At 71.9% G+C, this 24132-nt stretch carries 17 protein-coding genes and 1 pseudogene; 11 read left to right on the plus strand and 7 right to left on the minus strand.

Going from position 1 to position 24132, the window contains the following annotated elements; genetic code table 11:
• The first annotated feature begins 78 nt into the window (after positions 1–78).
• A complete protein-coding gene (locus tag ACZ56E_RS32495; RefSeq protein ID WP_471219666.1) occupies positions 79–1368 on the plus strand; it encodes a ParB/RepB/Spo0J family partition protein in 1290 nt (429 codons plus the stop codon).
• Between the two features lie 46 nt (positions 1369–1414).
• Here ACZ56E_RS32495 and ACZ56E_RS32500 read toward each other — a convergent pair whose 3' ends face one another.
• From ACZ56E_RS32500 to ACZ56E_RS32510, 3 genes are all read right to left on the minus strand, one after another.
• Positions 1415–2914: an aldehyde dehydrogenase family protein gene (locus tag ACZ56E_RS32500; RefSeq protein WP_471219846.1), complete on the minus strand. Its 1500-nt coding sequence runs from the start codon at positions 2912–2914 to the stop codon at positions 1415–1417.
• The gene (locus ACZ56E_RS32505) at positions 2911–4047 is read right to left on the minus strand and encodes a phenazine antibiotic biosynthesis protein (RefSeq protein WP_471219667.1); all 1137 of its coding nucleotides are present in this window, start codon (positions 4045–4047) and stop codon (positions 2911–2913) included. Before ACZ56E_RS32505 ends, ACZ56E_RS32500 begins: the two co-directional genes overlap by 4 nt.
• 120 nt (positions 4048–4167) lie before the next feature.
• Positions 4168–4527, minus strand: coding sequence for a hypothetical protein (locus tag ACZ56E_RS32510; protein WP_471219669.1), 360 nt, complete (start codon positions 4525–4527; stop codon positions 4168–4170).
• A gap of 304 nt (positions 4528–4831) precedes the next feature.
• On the opposite strand from ACZ56E_RS32510, the gene ACZ56E_RS32515 reads away from it, so the two are divergent.
• Together ACZ56E_RS32515 and ACZ56E_RS32520 are read left to right on the plus strand one after the other, a co-directional pair.
• A complete protein-coding gene (locus tag ACZ56E_RS32515; RefSeq protein WP_398302381.1) occupies positions 4832–5194 on the plus strand; it encodes a YybH family protein in 363 nt (120 codons plus the stop codon).
• Between the two features lie 65 nt (positions 5195–5259).
• Positions 5260–6819 carry an MFS transporter gene (locus ACZ56E_RS32520; protein ID WP_471219672.1) on the plus strand — a complete coding sequence of 520 codons (1560 nt, stop codon included), beginning with the start codon at positions 5260–5262 and terminating at the stop codon, positions 6817–6819.
• Positions 6820–6842: 23 nt separating this feature from the next.
• Here ACZ56E_RS32520 and ACZ56E_RS32525 read toward each other — a convergent pair whose 3' ends face one another.
• Positions 6843–7742: a LysR family transcriptional regulator gene (locus tag ACZ56E_RS32525; RefSeq protein WP_471219675.1), complete on the minus strand. Its 900-nt coding sequence runs from the start codon at positions 7740–7742 to the stop codon at positions 6843–6845.
• Positions 7743–8017: 275 nt separating this feature from the next.
• Between ACZ56E_RS32525 and ACZ56E_RS32530 the strand changes: the two genes are divergently transcribed.
• The 3 genes from ACZ56E_RS32530 to ACZ56E_RS32540 all read left to right on the plus strand — a co-directional run bounded on the left by ACZ56E_RS32530 (position 8018) and on the right by ACZ56E_RS32540 (position 10397).
• The gene (locus ACZ56E_RS32530) at positions 8018–8575 is read left to right on the plus strand and encodes an adenylyl-sulfate kinase (protein WP_468328694.1); all 558 of its coding nucleotides are present in this window, start codon (positions 8018–8020) and stop codon (positions 8573–8575) included.
• A 66-nt stretch (positions 8576–8641) separates the two neighbouring features.
• Positions 8642–9430, plus strand: coding sequence for a class I SAM-dependent methyltransferase (locus ACZ56E_RS32535; RefSeq protein WP_471219677.1), 789 nt, complete (start codon positions 8642–8644; stop codon positions 9428–9430).
• 61 nt (positions 9431–9491) lie between these two features.
• Positions 9492–10397 (plus strand): sulfotransferase domain-containing protein, encoded by a 906-nt coding sequence (locus ACZ56E_RS32540; protein WP_471219679.1) that lies wholly within the window; start codon positions 9492–9494, stop codon positions 10395–10397.
• Positions 10398–10488: 91 nt separating this feature from the next.
• On the opposite strand, the gene ACZ56E_RS32545 is transcribed toward ACZ56E_RS32540, so the two are convergent.
• Positions 10489–12378: a protein kinase domain-containing protein gene (locus tag ACZ56E_RS32545; protein ID WP_471219848.1), complete on the minus strand. Its 1890-nt coding sequence runs from the start codon at positions 12376–12378 to the stop codon at positions 10489–10491.
• A 249-nt stretch (positions 12379–12627) separates the two neighbouring features.
• Between ACZ56E_RS32545 and ACZ56E_RS32550 the strand changes: the two genes are divergently transcribed.
• Both ACZ56E_RS32550 and ACZ56E_RS32555 read left to right on the plus strand, forming a co-directional pair.
• Complete coding sequence (locus tag ACZ56E_RS32550) at positions 12628–13158, plus strand: cupin domain-containing protein (protein ID WP_471219681.1); 531 nt, start codon at positions 12628–12630, stop codon at positions 13156–13158.
• Between the two features lie 28 nt (positions 13159–13186).
• Entirely contained in the window at positions 13187–13996 is an 810-nt protein-coding gene (locus tag ACZ56E_RS32555; RefSeq protein ID WP_471219850.1) for an SDR family NAD(P)-dependent oxidoreductase, read from the plus strand.
• Between the two features lie 54 nt (positions 13997–14050).
• On the opposite strand, the gene ACZ56E_RS32560 is transcribed toward ACZ56E_RS32555, so the two are convergent.
• Positions 14051–14881 (minus strand): alpha/beta fold hydrolase, encoded by an 831-nt coding sequence (locus tag ACZ56E_RS32560; RefSeq protein ID WP_471219683.1) that lies wholly within the window; start codon positions 14879–14881, stop codon positions 14051–14053.
• A 220-nt stretch (positions 14882–15101) separates the two neighbouring features.
• Here ACZ56E_RS32560 and ACZ56E_RS32565 point away from each other — a divergent pair.
• From ACZ56E_RS32565 to ACZ56E_RS32575, 3 genes and pseudogenes are all read left to right on the plus strand, one after another.
• A pseudogene (locus ACZ56E_RS32565) lies at positions 15102–15839 on the plus strand (response regulator transcription factor); the annotation flags it as partial.
• 196 nt (positions 15840–16035) lie between these two features.
• On the plus strand, positions 16036–18150 hold the full coding sequence (locus ACZ56E_RS32570) for an ATP-binding protein (protein WP_471219685.1): 2115 nt from the start codon (positions 16036–16038) through the stop codon (positions 18148–18150).
• A gap of 378 nt (positions 18151–18528) precedes the next feature.
• Complete coding sequence (locus ACZ56E_RS32575; RefSeq protein ID WP_471219687.1) at positions 18529–22128, plus strand: BTAD domain-containing putative transcriptional regulator; 3600 nt, start codon at positions 18529–18531, stop codon at positions 22126–22128.
• A gap of 53 nt (positions 22129–22181) precedes the next feature.
• Here the strand turns inward: ACZ56E_RS32575 and ACZ56E_RS32580 are convergent, their stop codons facing one another.
• Entirely contained in the window at positions 22182–23936 is a 1755-nt protein-coding gene (locus tag ACZ56E_RS32580) for a bifunctional 3'-5' exonuclease/DNA polymerase (protein WP_471219689.1), read from the minus strand.
• Positions 23937–24132: the final 196 nt, after the last annotated feature.

Consider the following 24132-nt stretch of genomic DNA (forward strand, 5'->3'; position numbering starts at 1 on the left):
GCGGGGGTACGTTGGCGGTAATTTAAGTAAACAACTATTTTTACGCTTGCGCGAACTCTGACAGGGGGCGACGGGTTCATGCACACGAGCAAGTCGGTAGAAGTTGCGGAATATGGGACGGGTGGAGATGGGATAGGCGAGGAAAGGAGGTGGGTGAATGAACAGCGGCCTTGGGAAATAAAGGCGCATTCTCTGCCTATTGAGCGTATTGCCGTGGATCAGCTCTGGTCGGCCGATTCACCACGCCTGGTCGGCGAGAACGTCGACCACATCCGGGTCCTCGCCGAATCCGGCGCGGATCTGCCGCCCATCCTCGTCCACCGGTCCACGATGCGGGTCATCGACGGAATGCACCGGCTGCGGGCGACGGTGCTGCGCGGTGAGCGGGAGATCGCCGTCCGCTTCCTCGACGGGCATGAGTCGGACGTCTTCATCGTCGCCGTTCAGGCCAACACCACACACGGTCTGCCGCTCAGCCGGGCCGACCGCAACGCCGCGGCGACGCGGATCATCCACTCGCATCCGCAGTGGTCGGACCGCATGATCGCCTCGTTCGCCGGGCTCTCGCCCAAGACGGTCGGAAGCATCCGGCGTCGGCTCGGCGACGACCTGCCGCCCGCGCCGGTGCGGATCGGGCGTGACGGCCGGACGCGGCCGGTCGACAGCAGCGGGGTGCGGGCCGCCACGGGTGAGTTCATCCGGAGCCATCCCGATGCGACGCTGCGGCAGATCGCCGGTGCCGCCGGAGTCTCCCGCGCCACCGCCCGCGATGTGCGCAGGAGGCTGGAGCAGGACGAGGTGGTTTTCCCGAAGCCGCGGTCGCTTCATGAAGTTCATGAACTTCATGAACTTCATGAACTTCATGAAGGGGCGCCCGACCTGCCTGGCCTGCCCGGGCCGCCCGATGTGCCTGGGCTGGCTGATGTGCCTGGGGCGGCCGTTGCGGTCGGCGGTGCGGTGGGGGGTGGCACGGTTGCGGCTGCCCCGGCGCGCGTCGCGCCCGCTCGGGTCGCTGCCGACCCCGGCGCCGTATCGGCCGTGTCGGCCGTATCTGCACGAGTGGCACCGGTCGAGAGTGCGGAGGCCGTCGCCGCGTCGGCACCTGTGGCGTCGGGTGTCTCCGTGCCGGCGGCCGCCGCCGAGCTGATTCCGATCCTGAAGCGCGATCCCTCGATCCGCTTCACCGACTCCGGGCGCCTCCTGCTGCGGCTGCTGGACGCGGCCACCCTGCCGCCGGACGAGTGGAGCCGGCTCATCGAGAGCGTTCCCGCCCACTGCGTCGACATGGTGGCCGGCGTGGCGCGGGCCTGCGGTGAGGTCTGGTTCAACGTCGCGCAGGAAGTGGACCGCCGCGCCTCGGCCCAGTGAGGCGCGGCTCGATGGCCCCTGGCGTACGTCGGATCAGTGGCGTACGTCAGTCTCGTACGACCGTCTTCGTGCGCATCAGGAAGTCGGAGAGGTAACCGTCGTGCGGCAGCCCGGGGCGCATCCAGTGGGTCGGGTGGTCGCCGGCGTACAGGTTGGCGATGGTCGGTTCCGCCAGGAGCCGGTCGAGCAGCTCTTCCTGTCGCGTCAGCGCGGTGAGCACCAGGCTGTCGCGCAGCGGGTCGATCCCGTCCGCGGGGCGCCACGGTGCCACCCATACGCATGGGAAGGGCAGTTCAGCACCTAGCTGAGGGGCGTCGGCGCGGTCGACCTGGTGGACGGCGGGCCGCAGGACCGCGCTGCCGTCGCCCAGTTCGTCGGCGACCGTGTCGGCGCCGAGCCAGGGCCGGGCGTCACCGGCGCGGCGCCCCACGTACTCGGCGATCGCCCGGGCGCCCGCCGCCGGCTGCACCGGAAGCACGGCCTTCGGATGGTCCGGCGGGAGGCTGGGCAGCGCCGCGAACCGCTCGGCGAGGGCCTCGCACAGCGGCGTCGGATCGCCCTCCACCAGTACGGCCGTCGCGTTGACGCAGCCCGTGCCGCCGCGCCCGGCGACCGAGTCGACAATGGTGTCGAGGTGGTCGCGCCAGTCGACGTCGGCCGTCAGGAGGAGCTTGGAGCGGCCGGGGCCCTGGAGCAGGACCGTGGGGTCGGCGCCGTATTTGCGTACGACGTCCTCGCCGCCGTAGACCATGCCGAGGTCGGCGCCGCGCAGCACGGCGTCCGCGCCGGTGTGGTCGGTGGGCAGCAGCGTGATCTGGTCGTTCCCGAAGCCCGCGAGGCGCAGCGCGGTGACCAGCCGGTGCGGGGTGAACGGCTCGCGCCGGGAGGGCCGGACCGCGACGCGGTAGCCCAGCGCGAGCGCCTCGGGCCACAGGCTGTGGGTGCCGGGGTGGTTGCCGGCCGCGTGGACGGCGAACACGTGGCCGCGCCGGGTGTGGGCGGCCCGGCCGGCCCTCGTCAGGGGGTCGCGCCAGTCGGTGACCGCGCCGGCGGGCCGCGCCTGTGCGATGCCGGTGCCGATGTCGCGGAGCCGTTCGGCGATGCGGTCGACCGCCGAGGTGACCTCCGTGATCGGGACTCCGCCGACGCGGCTGACCAGGAGGCAGTACTCCGCCACGCTCTGCCCGGCGACGGTTCCGGTGGCGAAGAGGTCGGCGGCGGCCGCGATCCGCCGTACCCGCTCGTCGGCCGGCGCGGGCTCGGCGCGGCGCAGCGCCGACAGGGTGCGGCTGACGAACGGTGGGGGTACGAGGCTCAGTTCGGCGGCGGGGTTTCCGGTGACGTCGGTGACTAGCTGGCGGTTCCTGGCGCGGAACTCGCCGCGCGGGCCGAGCGCGTCCAGGAGGACTGGTTCGGGCGTGTTCTGGAGGACTGGTTCCGGCGCGTCCGGCAGGGCCGGTTCGGGCGTGTCCAAGGGGACTGCTTCGGGTGCGTCCGGCAGGGCTGGTCCGGGGGTGCCCAGGGGGGCCGGTTCGGGGGTCATCAGTACACCCCCTCCACCACGTCCTCGTTCTCGAATCTGCTGACGGGCGCGATGTCGGCCACCGAGTCGCCGGGGCCGCCGTCGAGCGGCTCGACGCGGGTGGCAATGTCGCGTTCGAGGTTGTTGGGCAGCAGGAACGACTTGCTGACGTGGCTGGCCACGACCCGGCCGCGCGACCCGTAGGGGACCGGCCGGAGCGTCTCGGGGTCGACGACCGAGAAGGTGACGTACGGGCTCAGGGTGTCGAAGACGCAGGGGTCGTCGTCGCCGAGTCCCGGCCGCTCCCCGGCGAAGCCCAGGATCATCGTGCTGCCGTAGTTCCCGGAGAAGACGGTGTCGGGGAAGATCTCCGTCCGGTACACCTGGCGTGAGTCGGGGTCGAGCTGCGTGCCGCCCCAACGGATCGCCCGTACCTTCTCGTTGATCAGTTCCACGAGTTCGTCGCGGCGGGCGATGCGGTCCAGGATCGGCGGGGTGACGGTGAGGACGCCGATGTTCTGGGAGCGCAGCACCTCGGCGGCCTGGTCGACGACGTGCTCGGCGTAGTCGTCGGCCTCGCTGCCGCGGCCCGTGGATATCAACCGCTTCACCCAGCGCGGGTCGAGGTCGAGCGTGAATCCGTGCGTGCCGTGCGTGGTTGCCGAACCCCGGAAGAACTCGCCGACGATGTGCGGGCCGCTGGGAACGATTCCCAGCCAGTTTGCGCCCCGTGGGAAGCCGTGTGCGTCGAGTTGTTCGGCGGTCCAGTGGAGCAGCCGCTTCCGCCAGTCCCCGAGGAGGACGACCCGCTTGGGGGCGCCCGTGGTGCCGCCGCTCTCGAACACACCCCTTACGTCGGGGTTGTCGCCGTAACCGCGCGGGATCAGGTCCTCGGCGGGGACGGTACGCAGCTCGGAGGCGACGTTGGGGAAGCGGGTGAGGTCGGCCACCGAGGAGATGTCGGTGCGCGGGTCGAAGTCCAGGGACTTCGCGCGTTCCAGCCAGTAGGGAGAGCCGGTTTCGGGGCCGAAGTGCCACTCCATCGCGGCTTTGATGTATTCGTCCGGGTCGGGTCGTTCGCCGGGCGGCAGGTCGAGTATGTCCCAGGTGTTCGACGCGCTCGACGTGTTCGTCGTATTCGACGTGTTCGACGCCATGTTGTCGTTATCCTCCCGGCCTTGTCGTCCATCTGTTGCCTGGATTGTTGCTCGAATGGTTGCCCGACGATTTTTCCCGTGAAAGAACCAGGGAATTGGAACCGGGACCAATCAGGAATGTCAACATCGTTCCGCCTCCAGGCTCTTACCTGCGAAAGCGGGGCCGAGGGCCTGGAGCGTGGCCAGTTCGTACAGGCCCTCGACGGTGCCCTCCGCCTCGAAAGTGGCGCGGATGTCCGGTGGCCGGCCGATCAGTGCGAGCGCGGCGTTCGGCGGCATCTGGTCGAGCGGGGGCCGCTCGCTCTCCCAGAGCATCATCGCGCCCCACCGGTTCTGCTCGCGGTCCGCGAAGTAGACCTTCAGGCGGAGGCCGGGCACCTTCGTCCACCGGTCCAGCGTGTTCTCGCGCAGGTGCTCGCGCATGGACTCGATGGTCTGGGGCGTCCCTTCGAGGTGCCACCAGGCGACGTCGACCCTCATCGGGGCACTCGCATGGTGTGACTGGGCATGCGCAGGGCGCAACTGGTCATGGGTGCCTCCGTCTTCGGCGGGAGGGGATGTGACCTCAGTGGGGATGTGAAGCCAGTGAGCGTACGACTCACTCGGCGCGGGCGCGTGGGGGGCGACTGAGGAATTCCTCAGTCGCCCGGTCACCCACCGGACGTGCGGTCGCGAACCAGATCCATTGCTTCTGGCAGCCAGAAGTAAGGGGAGTTGGACGTGCCCGTTCCGCGCGACGAAGCTTGTTGGTGCTGGAAATCAGCTCTGAACGAGAGGCCCCCCTGTGTCCGAATATGAGAAGGCCTACAAGCCGGAAGACATCACGCGTCTGTTCGTCGAGCGCGCCAACAAGGGCGACGCGGCCGGCGTCGCGGAGCTCTACGCGGAGGACGCGGTCGTCGCCTTCCCGCCCGGGCAGATCACCCAGGGGCGCGAGGCCATCCGCAAGCTGTGGGAGATGGCGATGACGCGGAACCCCAAGTTCGAGCCGGAGGAGCCCCTTCCGACTCTGATCAACGGTGACATCGCGCTCACGTCCACCCCGCCGAAGGACGGCACGGGCGCCCGCGCCCAGGTGGTGCGCCGCCAGCCCGACGGCTCGTGGCTGCGGATCCTCGACCAGCCCGAGTTCATCCAGCCCAAGTAAGCCATCGGCCGACAGCCGGCCCGGCCGACGCGCAGTCGCCGTAAGAAGTGTGGGGGAGATCAGTCATGGCCAAGCGATGGTGGACGTTGGTGGTCGTCTCCGCGTCGACCTTCATGATCCTGCTGGACGCCACCATCGTCACCGTCGTGCTGCCGCAGATCCAGAGCGGACTCGACACCAGCTTCGCCGATGTGCAATGGGTGGTCGACGCCTACTCGTTGACGCTCGCCGCGATGCTGCTGGTCGGTGGCTCGCTGGCGGACCGCTTCGGCTACCGCAAGCTGTTCCTGGTGGGGCTCGGTGTCTTCACCGTCAGCTCGCTGCTCTGCGGTGTCTCCTCCACACCTCTCATGCTGATCCTGTCGCGCGCCGCACAGGGCATCGGCGGCTCGGTCATGTACGCCACGTCGCTGGCGCTGCTCGCCCGGAACTTCACCGGTAAGGAGCGGGGTGTCGCGTTCGGTATCTGGGGTGCGGTGACGGGCATCGCGACCGGACTCGGGCCCGTCTTCGGCGGGTTGATCGCCAGCAACATCAGCTGGCGCGGCATCTTCCTCGTCAACGTACCCATCGGCCTCCTCGCCATCGCGGTGACGCTGTGGCAGGTCGACGAGTCGCCGATGCGGCGCAAGCTGCGGCTCGACTGGCCGGGCTTCGTCCTCTTCACCAGCGGTCTGGTCGCGCTGATCTACGGTCTGATCCGGGCCGGCGAGACCGAGTGGGGCAACACCGACGTCGTGCTGTGGCTCGGCGCGGCGGCCGTCCTGCTCGTCACTTTCCTGATCGTGGAACTCCGCTCCGAGCAGCCGCTGTTCGACCTGTCGCTGTTCCGTACGCCGACGTTCGTCGGCGGGTCGATCGCCGCGTTCACCATGAACGGCTCGCTGTTCGCGATGCTCCTCTACTTGGTGCTCTATCTGCAGAACGGGCTCGGCTACTCCGTCCTGGAGTCCAGCGTGCGGCTGCTCGTGATCAGTGTCTGCGCCCTGGTCGCGTCGACCGTCGCCGGCCGGCTGAGCGCGAAGGTGCCGGTGAAGTGGCTCATCGGCCCCGGCCTCTTCCTCGTCGGCGCCGGCCTGCTCCTGATGTCGGGCAACGACGCGTCGAGCAGTTGGACGCACCTCATCCCGGGCTTCGTCGTCGCCGGTATCGGCAGCGGCGTCGTCAACCCGCCGCTCGCGTCGACCGCCGTCGGCGTCGTCACACCGGACCGGTCGGGCACGGCATCGGGCATCAACATCACGTTCCGCCAGGTCGGCATGGCCGCCAGCATCCCGGTGCTCGGCTCCATCTTCACGGCGTCGCTGCACGAGGGCGTCCTGCGGAACCTGTCGGGCATCCCCGGACTCGCGGACAGCGCCCCGGGCATCGCCACGGCCGTCGAACACGGTGACGTGTCCGGCCTCGCCGAGAAGGTGCCGGCGCCGCTGCGGGACCAGGTGGCCACGGCCCTGCACTCCGGATACGCCGAAGCGCTGAACGACCTGCTGATCATCACCGGCGCCCTGGCCCTGGTCGGAGCGGTCTTCTCCTTCTTCCTGATCCGCGCCAAGGACTTCCTGGCCGCCAAGCCGCCGCCGCAGGAGACCGGGGTCGAAGCCGGTGAGCCGCAGCCGGTGAAGTGAGATCAGGCCGAACAGGAAGCTCGTCAGACCGAGCCGTCCCGCTCCTGAATACGGTCGAGCGCATGCTGGATGACCGCCTGCGCCGCCGGATCGATCGTCCGGTCGTCCGGCCACGCCAGATACAGCCGCCCGTGCATGTCCGGGTCGCGGAACGGGACGAGCCGCAGATCGTCGCCGGCTGACCGGACCGCCCCCCGCGGCAGGATCGCCACACCGAAACCGCGGGCCGCCATGTCCACCAGGACCTGGGGGTCGCTGGCCGAGAAGGCGATGGGCGCGTCGATCCCGGCCGTGGCCAGGGAGATGTCGAGCTGCCGCCGGGTGCCGCTGTCGCCGGGCAGCGAGATCAGCTGCCGGGACGCGAGCTCCTTGAGCAGCAGGGAGTCCCGGTCCGCGTACTCGTCGTCCGCGCGCAGCACCGCGACGAGCGGGTCGGCGAGGACGACCTCGGTCCGCAGGAAGGCCGGGGGCTCGACGGCCATGCCGAGGAAGGCCATGTCGAGTTCGCCGTCCTTGAGCGCGTCGACGAGGTCGTCGGTGCTGCCCTGGCGCAGCGCGATCTCCACCGTCGGATGGCTCGCCTGGAACTCCGCGAGCATCCCGGGCACGTCCAGCGACGCCACCACCGTCACCATGCCCACGCTCACCCGGCCCCGCAGCAGCCCGGCCACCTGGTCGACGGCGAGTCTGGCGTTGCGTACCGCCGCCAGCGCGGCCTTGGCATGGGGGAGCAGCGCCTCGCCCGCGGCGGTGGGGCGGACCGTGCGCCCGGACCGGTCGAGCAGTTCGTACCCGAGTTCCCGTTCGAGGCGGCGGATCTGTGCGCTCACTCCCGGCTGGGTCACATGGACGCGGGCCGCGGCTCTGGTGAAGTTGCCGTCCTCCACGACAGCGACGAAGTACTCGAGTTGGCGTATCTCCATAACTGACCGATCTAGGCTTCAGTACGAACAGATATTGGACGCCCGGTAAACGCCGGGACAATACTGACGGGGTCGCTCGGAAATCAATGAAAAGAGCGGCCATTCAACGGCCAGTCAGCGGCCTTTTCCACGGGGATACTCGGAATTTTCTGAGTAATGCATGCGGAATGCGCATGCCCAAAATTTTCTGAGGAACTTTACAGCAGTGCGGTCGGGCTGTGAAGAGTTCATCCGCGGCGAGCGGGCCGGCGTACGTCCACTGAGGGGAGTCATCCATGGGAACCACGGGAATTGGAGGCGCCGATTCCGGCGGCGCGGTCATCTGGGTGACCGGGCTTGCCGAGGCCGGCAAGACGACGGTCGCCCGTGAGCTGGTCCGTCAGCTGGTCCAGCGCGGCCGGCAGCCGATCCTCCTTGACGGCAACGAGGTGCGGACCGCCCTGGGCATGATGACCCACGGTTTCGACCGGGAAAGCCGCATAAAGACATCCATGACCTATGCGCGCCTTTCCCAGCTCCTCGCCGAACAGGGGCATCTCGTCGTGGTCGCGACCATCTCGCTGTTCCACGAGGTGCAGCGGCACAATCGCGAGAACCAGCCCGACTACTTCGAGGTGCTGCTCGACGTGCCCGTCGAAGAACTCAAGCGGCGGGACAGCAAGGGCGTCTACAGCGGGAACGACGCCAAGGACGTGGTCGGCATCGGGCAGTCCGCCGAGTTCCCCACCCACCCCGATCTGGTCGTCACCAACTACGGCGACGTCGACCCGAAGGCGGCGGCCACCATGATTCGACTCGCGCACGAGGAGCGTGTGCCTTCGGCGGCGGCGTGACGCGCGTATTTCATAAACCCAGTAAACCCCGTTTTTAGCGTTCAGATATAAGGAGCTGTGCCTCGCATGACGACGTCGACCAAGCTCAAGCACGGAGATTTCACCGACCTGGCGAAGGACTACTCGAAGTACCGTGAGGGTTACGCGACTTCGGTGCGGGACGCCCTGATCGGCCTGGTGGGCCGGCCGGCCGCCGAGCTCGACGCCGTCGACGTCGGCGCCGGCACGGGCCTGTGGACCCGCATCGTGGCGGACGGCGGATTCCGCTCGGTCACCGCCGTCGAGCCGAACGACAACATGCGCGCCGAGGGCATCTCCGACTCGGCGGGCTACTCGATCTCCTGGCGGGCCGGCAAGGGCGAGGAGACCGGACTCCCGGACGCGTCGGCCGACCTCATCAGCATGGCGTCCTCGTTCCACTGGGTGGACTTCGAGGTGGGCACCGCCGAGTTCTGCCGCGTCCTGCGGCCCGGCGGCTGGTTCGTCGCGCTCTACAACCCGCGGCTGATCGAGGTCAACCCGGTGCTCGTGGACATCGAGAACGAGCTCAAGCGCCTGATGGGCGAGCGCAAGCGGATCACCTCGGCGCACCCGCAGATGATCAAGGAGCTGTCGGACAAGTTCAACGCGAGCCCGCGGTTCGACGACGTCGTCGTGCTGGAGGGCCGCCACTCCGTCGAGCAGACCATCGACCACTACATCGGCCTGTGGCAGTCCGTGAACGACGTGCGGGTGCAGCTCGGCGACGCCAAGTTCGAGCAGTTCCTCGACTACATCCGCGAGCGCCTGGCGGACGCGCAGAAGCTCGAGGTCACCTACCTGACCAGGGCGGTCGCGGCGCGCGCCAAGAAGTAGGCCGAGAGACGGAGTTCTGACACGACCGACACGACCTGAGCCGAGAGACAGGATTTCTGACATGACCGAGGACTCCGTCCGGGAACTCCGCCCCGACGAACTGGCCCGCCGCAGTGCGCGCCTGCTGGGCGAGAACGACATCGTCGTGGCCGGCGACCCCGGGTCCGGCCAGGCGCTCGTGGCCAACATCGTGTTCGAGCTCGGCTTCGACTATCTCGACCCGTACGTCGAGTCGCCCGACGAGGCGGACGGCGCGGCGCAGTCGGTGGAGAGCCGTCTCGACTACTACCGGCAGCGCCTCGCGGCCACCTCCGAGAAGAGCCAGGCCGCGCTGGACAGGGCGGCGAGCGGGGCCGTGCCCAAGAGGTTCATCAAGACCCACTTCTACCCCGAGGTGTTCGCCGAGTCCGCGGTGAACAGCGCGATCCTGGTGGTGCGCGACCCGCGCGACACCATCTACTCGTCGTACAAGTGGTTCTCGTCCTTCGGCGGTTCCTGGATACCGGACGCCGCGGACATGATCGGGAAGCTGACGTACCCGGACTTCCTTGACCGCGTCAGGCTCGGGGACGGAGAGCCCTCGATCCCCGGCTGGGCCCGCTTCTACCGGAGCTGGCTGGAGGCGGCGCCGGACTTCTCGAAGTTCGCGGTCGTACGGTTCGAGGATCTCAAGTCGCATCCCGTGGGCGCCATCACCGCGATGCTCGCGGCGCTGGGGCTCGCGGTGCCGCCGGAGGTCGTCGAGCAGGCGGCCGAGCGCAGCTCCTTCAAGGCGATGCGCGCCCGTGAGGACGCGGCGTCCGCCGGTGAGGGCGACACCACGAAGAACGCCCGCATCATGCGGCGCGGGCAGGTGGGCGAGTGGCGCGAGTGGATCGGCGAGGGCGACCTGGCCGAACGCTTCGCCCATCCGGGCCTGGTCGCGACGGCGGCCCGTTTCGGGTACGACGCGACGCCGACGCAGTAGGTCTCATCCCCCGGTCTGGGTCCTCCGGAGGGCCCGGCATCATGGAAAGCCAGGTCACATGATCCGTGACCTGGCTTTCCGCGTCGGTGGATCACCTCGCCCAGCGCTGTGACGCCTTGCCGGACTGGCACGTCGACGCGGCCACGCCGCCCCCGTACGCCAGGTCGAGGCAGCCGCCGTTGCTGGTGCTCTTCAGCGTGCCGCCCGAGCCCCAGCGCCAGAGGCGCGCGCTGCCCTGCGTGCAGTCGCCGACGAAGACGGCCTGGCCGAGCATGTTCGCGACCAGGCAGGAACCGGACTGCTTGTTGACCACCTTGAAGCTGTTGTTCTCCGCGCTCACGGTCTTCCAGGACGCGCTCGGGTCGCCGCAGCTCCCGTCGTCGGCCGCGCCGTAGACCTGGGTCAGGCACGCTTCGTTGTCGGCGTTCTTCAGCCGGAAGGGGCCGGAGGAACCCGAGGAAGGGGACGAGGGCGAGCCTCCGGAGCCGGTGCCGGCAGAGTCCGAACCGGAGGAGCCGGAACCGGAGCCGGAGCCGGATCCCGAGCCCGAACCGGAAGAGCTTCCGTTCGACGAGTCCGAGCCGGACGAGTCGCTGTCCCTGCCGCTGTCCCTGTCCTTTTCCTTGTCCCCGGAGTCCCGCGAGCCGGACGAGTCACCGCCCTTGCCGTCGGAGCCGTCCTTGCCGCCGGAGCCCGCGGATCCGCTGTCGGCCGCGTCCTGGGACGCCTCGTCCTTCGGCTTCTTCGCCGCGGGGTTCGACGCGTCGTCGGACGGCTGCCCCGGGTCGGCGGGTGCGGTGACAGGGGCGGACGGCGTCGAGCCCGACGCGCGGTCCGGCCCGGTGACGTACGGCAGGTTCTGCAGGGCGAGGGTGGTCCCCGCGGCGACCACCACGACGGGGACGGCGGCCATCACGATGCGCGTACGACGCCGCTCGCGCCGCGGCGGCCGGGTGCGGGCGTCGGCGTCGGCGTCGGGGGTGGTGTCCGGTACCGGGACGGGGGTGGGCGCGGGGGCCGCAGGGGGTTCGGGGGCCGGTTCCGGGGTGGGCTCGGGTGCGGCCTCCGGTACCCGCGCGGCGAATGCGGCCCGCTCGGTCAGCAGCGCAAGGACGGGGCCGGGCCAGACGGGAGATGCCGCGTCCGACGGGCCGCGCCGCTCGGCGAGTTCCACCAGCTCGGAGGCGGTCGGGCGGCCCTCCGGATCCTTGTCCAGGCAGGCCGCGACGTGCTCCGCCAGCTCGGCGTCGAGCGCGCGCAGCGGCGCAAGGTCGGGCTCGTCGTGCACGATCCGGTAGAGCGGACTGCCCTCGCCCGCGTCGGTGAACGGCCAGCGGCCGCTCGCCGCGTACCCGACGAGGAGCCCCAGCGCGAAGATGTCGGACGCGCTCGTCAACCGGCGCTTCCCCGAGGCCTGTTCGGGAGACATGTACGCGGGCGTGCCGACGACGAGCCCCGTCTGCGTCAGCTGGCTCTGCTCGGCGGCACGGGCGATGCCGAAGTCGATGAGGGTGACACCGTCGAGGGTCAGCATGACGTTCGACGGTTTGAGGTCCCGGTGCACCATGTCGAGGCCGTGCACCGCCGTCAGCCCCGCCGCGACCTCCCGCAGCAGCAGCCACAGCGCCTCGCCCGACAGGGCACCGCCGTGCTGCTCGACGGCCTCGGACAGGGTGATGCCGGGGACGTACGCCGTGGCGAACCAGGGCGGCTCGGCGGTGCGGTCGCTCGCGAGGAGGGGTGCGGTGGCGTCGGCGGGCAGCCGCCCGAGGTTGTCCATCTCCTGGCCGAAGCGGCGCAGGAACCCCCGGTCCTCAGCTACGACGGAGGCCAGCATCTGCTTGACGGCGGCGAAGCGTCCGTCGGCTATGCCGAGGTACACCCGGCCCATGCCGCCGGCTCCCAGCCGGCCGACCAGCGGGATCGGCCCGATCCGCCGCGGGTCCTGCGCGCGCAGCGGTTCGGCGCCACTGCCCGTCAGATCGAACCCGCCGCTCCCCTGAGCCCCGCCGCCGGCCCCGGCTGTGCCCCCGGCCCCGCCCGACCCGCCCGAATCGCCTGTCCCGCCTGCCCCGTTCACCCTCACCCCGTTCACCGGCCTCCCCGCGGCCGGACCCGCCGCACAGTCTGGCCCATCCGGCGGCCGGAGTGGAAGATCACGGCGACATCGTCGGCGTGCTCAACAAAACCGGTGGGGTTACGGCACAGCCGGGCCGGGGAGCGATCGACCATGGTCGAGACTGTCGAGACTGCTGACGAAGTGGCCGAACGGCACGGGCTGCGGCCGCTGCCGGTCGAGGGCGGGCTGTTCCGGCGTACCTGGACGGGGCCCCCGGACACGGAGGGCCGCCCCGCGGGCTCGGCGATCGTCGTGCTGCTGACCACGGCCGCGGGCGACTTCTCCGCACTGCACCGCCTGCCCATCGACGAGGTCTGGCACTTCTACGAGGGTGACGCGCTGGAACTCCTCCTCCTCGCGCCCGACGGCACGGACCGGACGGCCGTGCTGGGCAGCGGAGGGCAGGTGCAGCTGGTGGTCCCCGCCGGGACGTGGATGGGGGCGCGCGTCAGGGCCGGCGGGCGCCACGGGTGGGCGCTCTTCGGGACGACGATGGCACCCGGATTCGTACCCGAGGATTACGAGGGCGGGGACGCCGAGGAGCTGAGTGCCCGCTATCCGGGGCGCGCCGGACTCATCCGGGAGCTGTGCCGCCCCGGGGAGCCGCTGCGGATGCGGGGAGAGGACGGCGGGGATGAGTGAGGGGAGGTCCGAGGGAATGTCCGAGGGAATGTGCGAGGGGGCTTCGGTGGGTGATGCGGTGCTGCGTGACGAGACACTGCCCGGGCTGACCGGTCGCGTCGCTCTGGTGACCGGGGCGAGCGGGGGCATCGGCGCCGGGGTCGCCCTGCGGTTCGCGCAGGCGGGAGCCGCGGTCGTGGTGCACTACCGGCGGGGCAAGGAGCGGGCCGAGGAGCTGGCCGGGCGGATCGTGGCGGGGGGCGGTGACGCCGTCGCCGTACCGGCGGACCTGACGCGCGAGGAGGAGTGCCACCGTCTCGTCGCGGAGGCGCACGCCTGGCGCGGGCGCCTGGACGCGCTGGTCAACAGCGCGGGAATCCAGCCGGTGCGGGAACTCCCCGGCATGACGGCCGACGAGTGGCGGCAGCTGTCCGAGGCGAACGTGACGAGCGCGTTCTGCTGCACCCAGGCGGCCGCCGAGGTCATGGCAGGACAGGACGGCGGCGGCACGGTCACGCACATCGCGTCCATCGAGGGATCGAGTCCCGCCCCCGGCCATGCGCACTACAGCGCGTCCAAGGCGGCCCTGATCATGTTCGCCCGCTCGGCGGCCCTGGAGTACGGGCCGCGCGGCATCCGCGTCAACAGCGTCTCGCCCGGCCTCATCGACCGGCCGGGCCTCACCGACGACTGGCCCGACGGCGTGGCCCGGTGGGGCAGGGCGGCGCCGCTCGGACGGCTCGGACGGCCCGAGGACGTCGGCAGCGCCTGCGTGTTCCTCGCCTCGGACGCGGCGTCCTGGATCACGGGGACGGATCTGGTGGTGGACGGCGGGGTGGGGGCGCGGCCCACCTGGTAGGTCCAGATACGTGAGGACCATGCCGAAGGGCTGATGTGCGGGCCGGCGGGGTTCTCAGGAGATGCGGGCCAGCCACGCGCGGACCGCCGCGTTGAACTCGTCGGGGCGTTCCAGGTTCGGCATGTGGGCCGCCGACTCGACGATGTGCAGGGCCGAGTCGGGGAGCGCGGCGTGCATGGCCTCGGCGTCGGCGACCGGCGTGAACGCGTCGTCGCGGCCCACGACGACGAGGGACGGGACGTCGACGCGGGTCAACAGGGCGCGGTAGTCCGGGCGTTCGGCCCGCCCGCGCAGGGCGGCGGCCGCTCCCTCGGGCGGGGCGGCGAGCATCATGCGGTGGACGTACGCGGACGCCTCCGTGTTGTACGGCGCCACCATCTTGTCCCGCACCTCGTCCGCGTACCCCTTCATGCCCTCGGCGAGGAGACGGTCGGCGGAGGAGTTGCGGACGACCTTGCCCTCCGGGGTCTCGGCGGCGGGGAAGGTGTCCGCGAGGAGGAGCCCGGTGATGCGCTCCGGGAAGAGGCGGTAGCACTCCATCACGATCTGACCGCCCATCGAGAGCCCGCCGAGTGCGAACTCCCGTATGCCCAGATGGTCCATGAGGGCGGCGATGTCCTCGGCGAAGGTGGCGAAGCCGGTGGTGCCGGGGACGACGGTGGACGCGCCGTAGCCACGGAGGTCCGGGGTGATCACGCGGTGGGTCGCGGCGAGAGCGGTGCGCTGCGGGGCCCACATGGAGCGGTCGAAGGGGTGGCCGTGGACGAGTACGAGGGGGTGGGTGTGGGGGTGGGAGCGGGGGTGGGGTCGGGTGTTCGGGGGTTCCGGCTCGCTGTGGGTGTCGTCGTAGCCGATGGTGATCCCGTTGAGCTGTGCGGTTGCCATGCGGGGAGGCTAGGCGGGGGGATCGGGCGGTGCAATGAGTTACGGGGGCGGCGGGGGCCGGGGGAGTGGGGGGACACGGGGCGGGGCCAGTGGTGTCCCGAAGCGGGGCGCTTCCGTGGCCGCACCAGTCTGGCGGTCACTTATGAGGATCCTGTCAGGCCGCTGTCCTGATCCCGTTTGGGCGGCCTGAACCAGCCGTGGCATGCCTATCCTCAACGCCATGTGCGCTTTTGTCCTGGTCGCGGAGGACGACGAGAAACAGGCCGAGCTGGTCCGCCGCTACCTGGAGCGCGAGGGTCACTCGGTCGCCGTCGTCCACGACGGTTCCGCCGCCCTCGCCGAGGTGCGGCACCGGCTGCCGGACCTGCTGATCCTCGACGTGATGATGCCGGGCGCCGACGGCCTGGAAGTGACCCGTCTCCTGCGGGACGGGAGCGGGCCGCCCGAGCTGGCGCGGCTGCCGATCCTGATGCTGACCGCCCGCACCACCGAGGACGACCTGCTCGCGGGCCTCGACACGGGCGCCGATGACTACCTCACCAAGCCGTACAGTCCGCGCGAGCTGATGGCCCGGGTGCGGACGCTGCTGCGCCGGGCGGGCGGCATCCAGCCGCCGCTGCCGGACGCCGACCGGCGGATCCTGCGCGTCGGCGGCCTCGTCGTCGACCCGCTGCGGCACGAGGTGACGGTCGACGGGCGGCACGTGGACTGCACTCCGGGGGAGTTCGACCTGCTCTCCGCGCTCGCGGAGGAGCCGGACCGGGTCTTCACCCGGCCCCAGCTGCTCGACCGGATCCACGGCTCGTCCGGCTACATATCCGCCCGCACGGTCGACGTGCACGTCCTCAACCTCCGCAAGAAGATCGAATCCGACCCGCGCCGTCCCGATCGGCTGGTGACGGTTTTTGGGGTGGGGTACAAGCTGGCGGGTGGGGGATCGGGTGCCGGTGCCGGTGCCGGTGGGGGTGCGGGCTCCGGTGGCGTGGTTACCACCGGTGGTTCGGTAGCCCGTGGCGTCGTCGCCGGTGGGCCGGCGGCCCGGGGTGGGGTCACCACCGGTGGGCCGGCGGCCCGGGGTGGGGTCACCACCGGTGGGCCGGTCGCCGACGGCGTGGGCGTGGGCGTGGGCGACGGCGGGGCGGCGGCGCAGCGTCGTGCGTGATGTTCCGCTTCGTAAGAGTCTGCTGGCGCGCCTCCTCGCCGTGTCCGTCCTGGTCTCCATCGGCTCCATCGCCGCCACCGCGTGGCTCGCGGCGCAGACCACGTCCGGCGCGCTGCGGCAGGAGCAGGGGCAGGTCCTCGCCGACGACGCCCGTATCTACGACAGACTCCTCGGCGTCGGCGCGAGCGCACCGCAGTGGCGGGGCGCCGACCAGGCCGTACGCGAACTGTCCCGCAGCACCGGCCGCCGTATCGCCCTCACCACCCAGGACCGCAAGGTCATCGCGGACTCGGCGGCCCGCCGCACCGCCCTGCCCCCGACCGCGTCCGCCGTGCTCGACCCCCTCTCCGTGGACGCGACGCTGGCCCCGGGCCGCGCGGACGAGGGCACGGCGGTCGACCGCATCGACCCGCGCGCGATCGGCCCCTACCGCCTCCCCGAGCGGGAGCGCAAAGCCCTCAAGGAGGCCGCCGACCGGAGCGCGGCCTGTCTGACGGAGCTCGGCATGGGCCCCGAAGTCGTCTTCGGGACCGGCGGCCGGCCCTTCGTCCGACTCGACTACCACTCCGGCGAGTTCATGGACTCGCGCTGCCGCATGAGCCTGCTCGACGTGCCCACCGCGCACGAACAGAAGGCCCTCGACAAGCTCAACTCCCTCTCCGACGCCTGCATGAAGCGGCGCGGGCTCGCCCCCGTCCCGATCGGCCTCGACCTGACCGCGCGGTCCGGGCCGAAGCCGGTCGGTGCCGCCCCGACGTCGGTGCCCGTGGCGCCCCGCGAGACCCCGCCCGTCGACTCTTCGGCCGCTCCCTACTCCGACCTCGGCCCCGCCCTCGCTCCGGCCTACCCGGACCCGGCCCCGGCCCCGGCCCCGACCCCGACCCCGAGTGAGCCGACGGCAGACGAGCAGGGCACGGACGAGCAGGGCACGGGCGAGGAGGGTACGGACGAGCAGGCGGCGGACAGGACCGCCGTCGCAGGCAAACCGGCCGCCGGTGAGCCGACCGACGCCGCCATCAGGTCCTGCGTCGACACCGCACGCCGCGAGCAACTCGGCCCGTACGTCTCCTCGCCCGCCCTGCTCTTCATCACCAGCTCCGACGGCACCCGCAGCACCCCTGCCTTCAGCCTCTCCCGGGCCAACACCGTCCGCCTGTCCGGGCTCGCCGCCGCCGTCCTCGCCGTCACGGTGGCCGTCACCGCGCTCGCCGCGACCCGGCTCACCCGGCCGCTGCGCGCGCTCACCACCGCGACGCGCCGCATGAAGGCGGGCGAGCCGAGCGAACCGGTACCCGAGCGGATCACCCGCTCGGCGGGCGAGATCAGCCAACTGGCCGCCGCCTTCAACGACATGGCGGCCCACCGCAAGGCACTGGAGGAACAGCGCAAGGCCATGGTGAGCGACGTGGCGCACGAACTGCGCACCCCGCTGTCCAACATCCGCGGCTGGCTGGAAGCGGCGGAGGACGGCGTCGTCGACACCGACCCCGAACTGGTCACCTCGCTCCTCGAAGAGGCCCTGCTGCTCCAGCACATCGTCGACGACCTCCAGGACCTGGCGGCCGCCGACGCGGGCACGCTCCGGCTGCACCGCGAGCCGGTGCGCGCCGCCGAGATCGCCGACCAGGTGGCGGCGGCGCACCAGGCGCGCGCGGACACGGCCGGGGTGAAGCTGAGGGCCACCGTGTTCGGTGACCCGTGGGTGACGGCCGACCCGCTGCGGCTGCGCCAGGCGATCGGCAACCTCGTCTCCAACGCCGTCCGCCACACCCCCGAGGGCGGCAGCGTCCGCATCAGCTGCCGCACCACGTCCGACGCGGTGCTCATCGAAGTCGCCGACACGGGCACCGGCATCGCGCCCGCCGATCTGCCGCATGTCTTCGACCGGTTCTGGCGCGCCGACAAGTCGCGGACCCGTGCGACGGGCGGCAGCGGGCTCGGCCTGTCGATCGTACGGAAACTGGTGGAGGCGCACGACGGGACGGTGTCGGCGGAGAGTGTGCCGGGGAAGGGCTCGCTGTTCACGGTGCGGCTGCCGGAGGGGGAGCGGCTGCCGACGTCCGGGGGAGCAGCGGCTTCCGGGGGAGCAACGGCTTCCGGGAAGTGAAGGGAAGGCGAGGGGCCGCGAAGAGGCGGTGAGGGGCCGCGAAGAGACGGCGAGGGGCCGCGAAGAGGCGGCGAGGGGGGCGGCAGGGCGAAAGCCCCGGTCGGTCACCTCCGCCGACCGGGGCTTTCTCTGCCCCCGGATCCGGCCGCGGCGGCGACACTCCCCCGAGCTACGCGCTGTGCGCGAGTACCGGCGGGCCAGATCCGATGGAGTGATCAGATCAGGCCACGCCAACAGATCGCTAACATGTGGCCCGACGGCTCTCTGAGCACTTCGAACCGGACTCCGGCACACGACACACAGCCGCCCACGAGCCGGCGCACGGAGCCGGTACACACAGCGGGACATGGCGATACGAGTACGGCACGGGGGAACGGTGTGAGTGAGCGATGCGGGCTGCGGTTCGGTCTGCTCGGGGCACCCGCCGTGTACGACGACGAGGGCGAGCCGCACCCCGTACGCAGCGCGAAGGGTCGCGCCCTGCTGGCCGCGCTCCTCCTCGAACCCGACCGGGTCGTCTCCCTCGGCGCCCTCAAGGACGCCCTGTGGGGCGACTTTCCGCCAGCTTCGGCACAGGCGTCCCTGCAGAACCACGTGTCGCGGCTGCGGGGACTCCTCGACGACCCGCGGCGGCTGCGCGCGGTGCCGCCGGGGTACCGACTCCGGGTCGGCGACGGCGAGTTGGACGTACGGGTATTCGAACACCTGGTGGCGCAGGCGCGGGCCGCGCACGCGGCGGAGGACTGGGCCCGGACTGTCGCCTGTGCGACGGATGCGCTCTCCCTGTGGCGCGGCACGCCGTTGAGCGGTCTCCCGGACTCGCTGGACGGCCACCCCCTCGTACCGCGCCTCGAAGAGGCACGTCTCCTCGCCCTGCAATGGCGGTACGACGCCGAACTGGCACTCGGCACCGGCGGCCGCCTGGCGACGCTCGCCCCCGAACTCGCCGCCCTGGTCGCGGAACACCCGCTCCGCGAGGCCTTCCACCGCCAACTGATGCTCGTCCTGCACCGCACGGGCCGCCGGGCCGAGGCTCTCGCCGTCCACCGCGAACTGCGCCGCAGACTCATCGAGGAACTCGGCGTGGAACCGGGCACGGCGGTACGTGATGCGCACCGGGAGGTGCTGGGGGCGACTCCGGGCGGAGGGCCGACCGTTCCTACGGGAGGGCCCCGGACGGACTGTCCGGATGAGACAGGTAAGGCAGGTAAGGCGGGTAAGGCAGGTAAGGCGGGTGAGAGGGGTGAGGCGGGCGGTACCGGGGCCGCCCGCCCGGCGCAACTGCCGCCCGCGCCCGCACACTTCACCGGCCGGACCGGCACGGCACGCTCGCTCCGGCTCGCCCTGGCCGGAGGCTCGCGTGTCGCCGTCGTCTCCGGCATGGCCGGGGTCGGCAAGAGCGCGCTCGCCGTCCATGTGGCGCACGCGCTGCGGGAGGAGTTCCCGGACGGACAGCTCTACGTCAACCTGCGCGGCGCGACACCGGGCATGGCACCCCTCACCCCGTGCCAGGCCCTGGCCGCCCTCCTCCGCGACCTCGGCGCCGAACCACCCCACCTGTCCGACCAGGGCACCGGGAGCCCTGCGGATTGCGAATCGTCGGGTGCCGGGGGTGCCGGGGGTGCCGGGGGTGTGGGTTGTGCGGTGCCGGGTGCCGTCGGGGTGGGCCGTGCGTCGACGGATGCGGCGAGTGCGTTGTTGCGGTCGCTGCTTGCGCCCACCCGGACGCTCATGGTGCTGGACGACGCGGCGACGGCGGCGCAGGTGCGGCCCCTGTTGCCCGCCGGCTCCGGGTGCGCGGTGATCGTCACCAGTCGTTCGCCGCTGACGGCCATCGATGGCGCCGCCCGTTTCCCGCTGGCGCCCCTGTCCGACAGGGACAGCGCCGCGCTGCTGCGCGCCGTCTCCGGCCGCGCGGGGCTCGACGCAGGACACCCCCTGATAGAACTCGCGGGCCGCCTCCCCCTCGCCCTGCGCATCGTCGCCGCCCGACTCGCCGCCCGCCGCGCCCTCACCCCGGACGCCCTCGCCGAACTCCTCACCGTCAGCGGCGGCCGCCTGCACCACCTGGAGTACGACGACCTCAGCGTGCGCCGCTCCCTCGCCGTCGCCCTCGACGCCCTGCGCACCTCGGACCGCGAGGCCGACCGCGACGCCGCCCGCGCCCTCACCCGGATCGGCGCGCTCGACCTGCCGACATACGGAGTGCCGCTCCTGGCCCGCCTGTTGGGCACCGACGAACTGCGCGCGGGCGCGGCCCTCGACCGTCTCGTCGACGTCGCACTCCTCGAAGAGACGTCCTACGGCCGGTACGCCCCGCACGACCTCGTACGCGACTTCGCCCGCGAGACGGCCACCAGGGACCTGGGCGGGGACGCCGCGTGTGCCGGCGTCGTCGAGGAGGCCTTCCGCTGGTACGCGGAGTCCGCCCGCCACACCCTCCTGGCGATCCTCCCCGACGGCCTGGACCGCTCCGACCGCCTACGCGACGTCGAGCCCCACCTCACCCGCGCCGCCCGCGCCGGCGCGGAAGTGTCCCCGTCATCGGTGGCGGACGGCGCCCGGCCTGGGGAGCCCACGGCGCCGTCCGCAGGAAGCGATCCCTTGGCCGTGGGTGACGCTGCCTGGGCCGTGGGGGATGCCGCCCGGGCCGTGGGTGACGCCGCCCGGGACGTGGGGGATGCGGCCTCGTCGGTGGGTGATGCTGCCCGAGCTGGGGGAGGTGGCGCCCGGTCCGTGGAGGGCGTCGAGCGGCTCGTGGGTGATGCTGCCCGGCCTGCGGGAGGTGTCGCCCGGTCCGTGGAGGGCGTCGAGCGGCCCGTGGGTGACGCTGCCCGGCCGATGGGGCGCGCCGCCCAGTCCGGGGGTGATGCCGCTCAGCCCCCGGCGGGCGCCGCCACGTCCGTCGGGGCTGCCGCCCGGCCCATGGGAGGCACGGCCCAACCCGTGGGCGACGCCTCCCCACCCGTCGCGGTGGCGAGCGCGCCTGCGCCGAGGACGAGTGCGGCGGACGCGGCCATGTCCGCGGAGGATGCCTTCGCCTGGGGAGATGCCGAGCTTGCCAATGTGCTCGCCCTCGCCGAGAGGCACAGCGACCCCGTCGGACTGCTGCCCGTCCTGGTCCGCTGCCTCTTCCCGTACCTCCAACGCCGCGGCCGTCTCACCGAGTTGGCCGTGCTCGGGGCCCTCGCTCTGGACGGCGCCCGCCAGCAGGGCGACGCCGCTGCCGAGGCCCAGGCCCTCACCGACCTCGCGGGGCTGCACTTCATGTCCGGCCGAAGCCGGGAAGCCCTCACCCTGAACGACGAGGCCCTCACCCTCTGGCGGACACTCGGCATCGTGTCCTGCGTACGCCGCGGCCTCAACAACCGCGGGCTCCTCCTCGAAGGCCTCGGCCGGCACGCCGAATCCGCCGAGGCGCTCCACCAGAGCCTCGACCTCGCGCAGGACCTCGCGGACCCGCTCAGCGAGGCGATCACCCTCAGCCACCTCGGCAACCTCTACGAGCACACCGACGCCCGCGCCGCCATCGCCCACCACGAACGCAGCCTCGCGATCGGCGAGACCATCGGGCACGCCGTCGTCCGCCAGTCCGCCCACTGCAACATCGGCTACGCCCACCTCACCCTCGGCGAACCGGCCGCCGCACTCGGCCACTTCGAGGAGAGCCTGCGCCTGCACGGCGAGTACGAGGACTGGCACGGCGCGTCCCAGGCCCGCCTCGGGCTGGTCCGCGCCCTGCGCGGACTCTCCCGTTCCGTGGAGGCGACGCACGAATGCGCCGCCCTCCTCGACCGCGCCGAACAACGCGGCGACACCCACATGACAGGCCTCGCCCGGCACCAGAGCGGCCTCCTGCTCCGGGCGGCGGGCCGCGACGAAGAGGCGTACGAACAGTGGAGGGCCGCGCTGCGCGCGCTGGACGGGACGGACAGCAAAGTGGCAGATGAGGTGCGGGCGCTGCTGGCGGCGGCGTAGCGCCACCTCCTCTTCATACTCCTTCTGCTTGCCCCTTCTGGCTCCCCGTCTTCCTACTTCGCGTCCGCGTAGCACTTCACGACAGCCGTCGTGAACGGGAACCGGACCGGGGTCTCCCCGAACGCGATCCGGCCCGCCAAGTCCCCCGCCTCACGCACCGCGAGCGCCACCGTCTCCGCCTCCTCGGCGGGGCAGTGCACGATGACCTCGTCGTGCTGGAAGAACACGAGCTGGGCCCGAAGGCCGCCCTCCGCGATCGACCGCCGCAGGGCGGCCAGCATCAGCAGCGCCCAGTCCGCCGCGCTGCCCTGCACCACGAAGTTGCGGGTGAAGCGGCCGCGGGCGCGGGCGTCGGACGAGGCGTAACCGGGGGTGAAGCCGCCCTCTGAGGGCTGGCCCCTGTCGCCCCCGTCGCCGCCGGCGCCGGACGGGACGGCTGTCGCCGGCGGGCCCTCCTGGGGAATGCCCGCCTCGTCGTCCTCCCCGGCGCCCGCCGCGGGCGGACTCGTCCGGCCCAGCCACGTCCGTACGAGCCGGCCCTCCTCGCCCGCCTTCGCCGCGTCGTCGACGTACGCCACGGCCAGGGGGAAGCGGCGGCGCAGCGCCGCCAAATTCTTCAGGCCGTCGCCCGACGTCTGTCCGTACACCGCGCCGAGCAGGGCGATCTTCGCGTGCTCGCGGTCGCCGGAGAACGCGCGGTCCGAGAGGCGCGTGTACAGGTCCTCCTCGCTGCCCGCCACCTCCATCAGGCCCCGGTCCCGCGAGATCGCGGCTAGGACCCTCGGCTCCATCTGATCGGCGTCGGCGACGACGAGCCGCCAGCCGGGGTCGGCGACGACGGCCCTGCGGATCACCTTCGGGATCTGGAGCGCGCCGCCGCCGTTGGTCGTCCAGCGGCCGCTGACCGAGCCGCCCGGGGTGTACTCCGGACGGAAACGGCCGTCGTGCACCCAGTCCTGGAGCCAGCTCCAGCCGTGCGCGGTCCAGATCCGGTACAGCTTCTTGTACTCGATGAGGGGCTTCACCGCGGGGTGGTCGATCCCCTCGAGCTCCCAGCGCCGCGTCGACTTCACCCTGATGCCCGCCTGCGCGAAGGCCTTCACGACGTCCGCGGCCAGATCCGGGCGGACGCGGCGCCCGAACGCGCCGGACACCTCGTCGGCCAGCTCGGCGAGCCGGCGGGGCTCACCGCGGCCCGCGTACCGCTCGCCGAGCAGTTCGGTCAGGAGCGCGCGGTGGACGTCGGCGCGCCAGGGGAGGCCCGCGGCGTTCATCTCTGCGGCCACGAGCATGCCGGCGGACTCGGATGCGGTGAGCAGGCGCATGCGGCCGGGGTGGGCGGTCGCGTCGTGTCTCCGCTGCTGCTCGGCGTGCACCTCCACGAGCTCCGCGAGGGACAGGTCGGTGCCGCCCGGGCGGGGCTCGAAGAGGGAGTCCTGGGTGCCGGGCTCGGCGGCGCGGGGTGGGGGATCGGGGGGTACCGGGGTGTTGCGGATGCGGGCGAGGGCGGCAGCCGCGGAGCGGGGCTCGCCGAGGCGGCCCTCGTGGCCGAGGAGGAGGAGTTCGGCGGCTTCGATGTCGTAGCAGCGGGGGACGCGGAGGCCGGCGGCGAGGAGGTGGGGATAGACGGTTGCGGTGGACCGCCAGACCCAGCGGTCCACGTGGGGGCGCTTGCGGACGGCTTCGGCGAGGTCGGGCTCGCGGACGGGGGTGCCTCCGGGCAGGCCGTCGTCCCCGAGCCGGACGAGCTCCGCAGCTCCTCCCTCGACCACCCCGACAACCCACCTCTCACCCACACCTCCCACCATCGCACCCCCCACTGACATCGCCTCCTGTCCGCCCGTGGGGCGGGGCCCCCTCGGTCGCGCGAGCGGCTGCGGCCAGGTGGGGGGGCTTGCCCCTACTCCCGCAAGGCGTTGCGGGGCAAACGGGTGGGTGGGTGGGAAATATCCGCCGCGGAGCGGCGGGCTTGTTGCTCTTGCCCCGGCGGGGGCGCCGGTGGAC

Source organism: Streptomyces sp. NPDC039480, assembly GCF_055597165.1.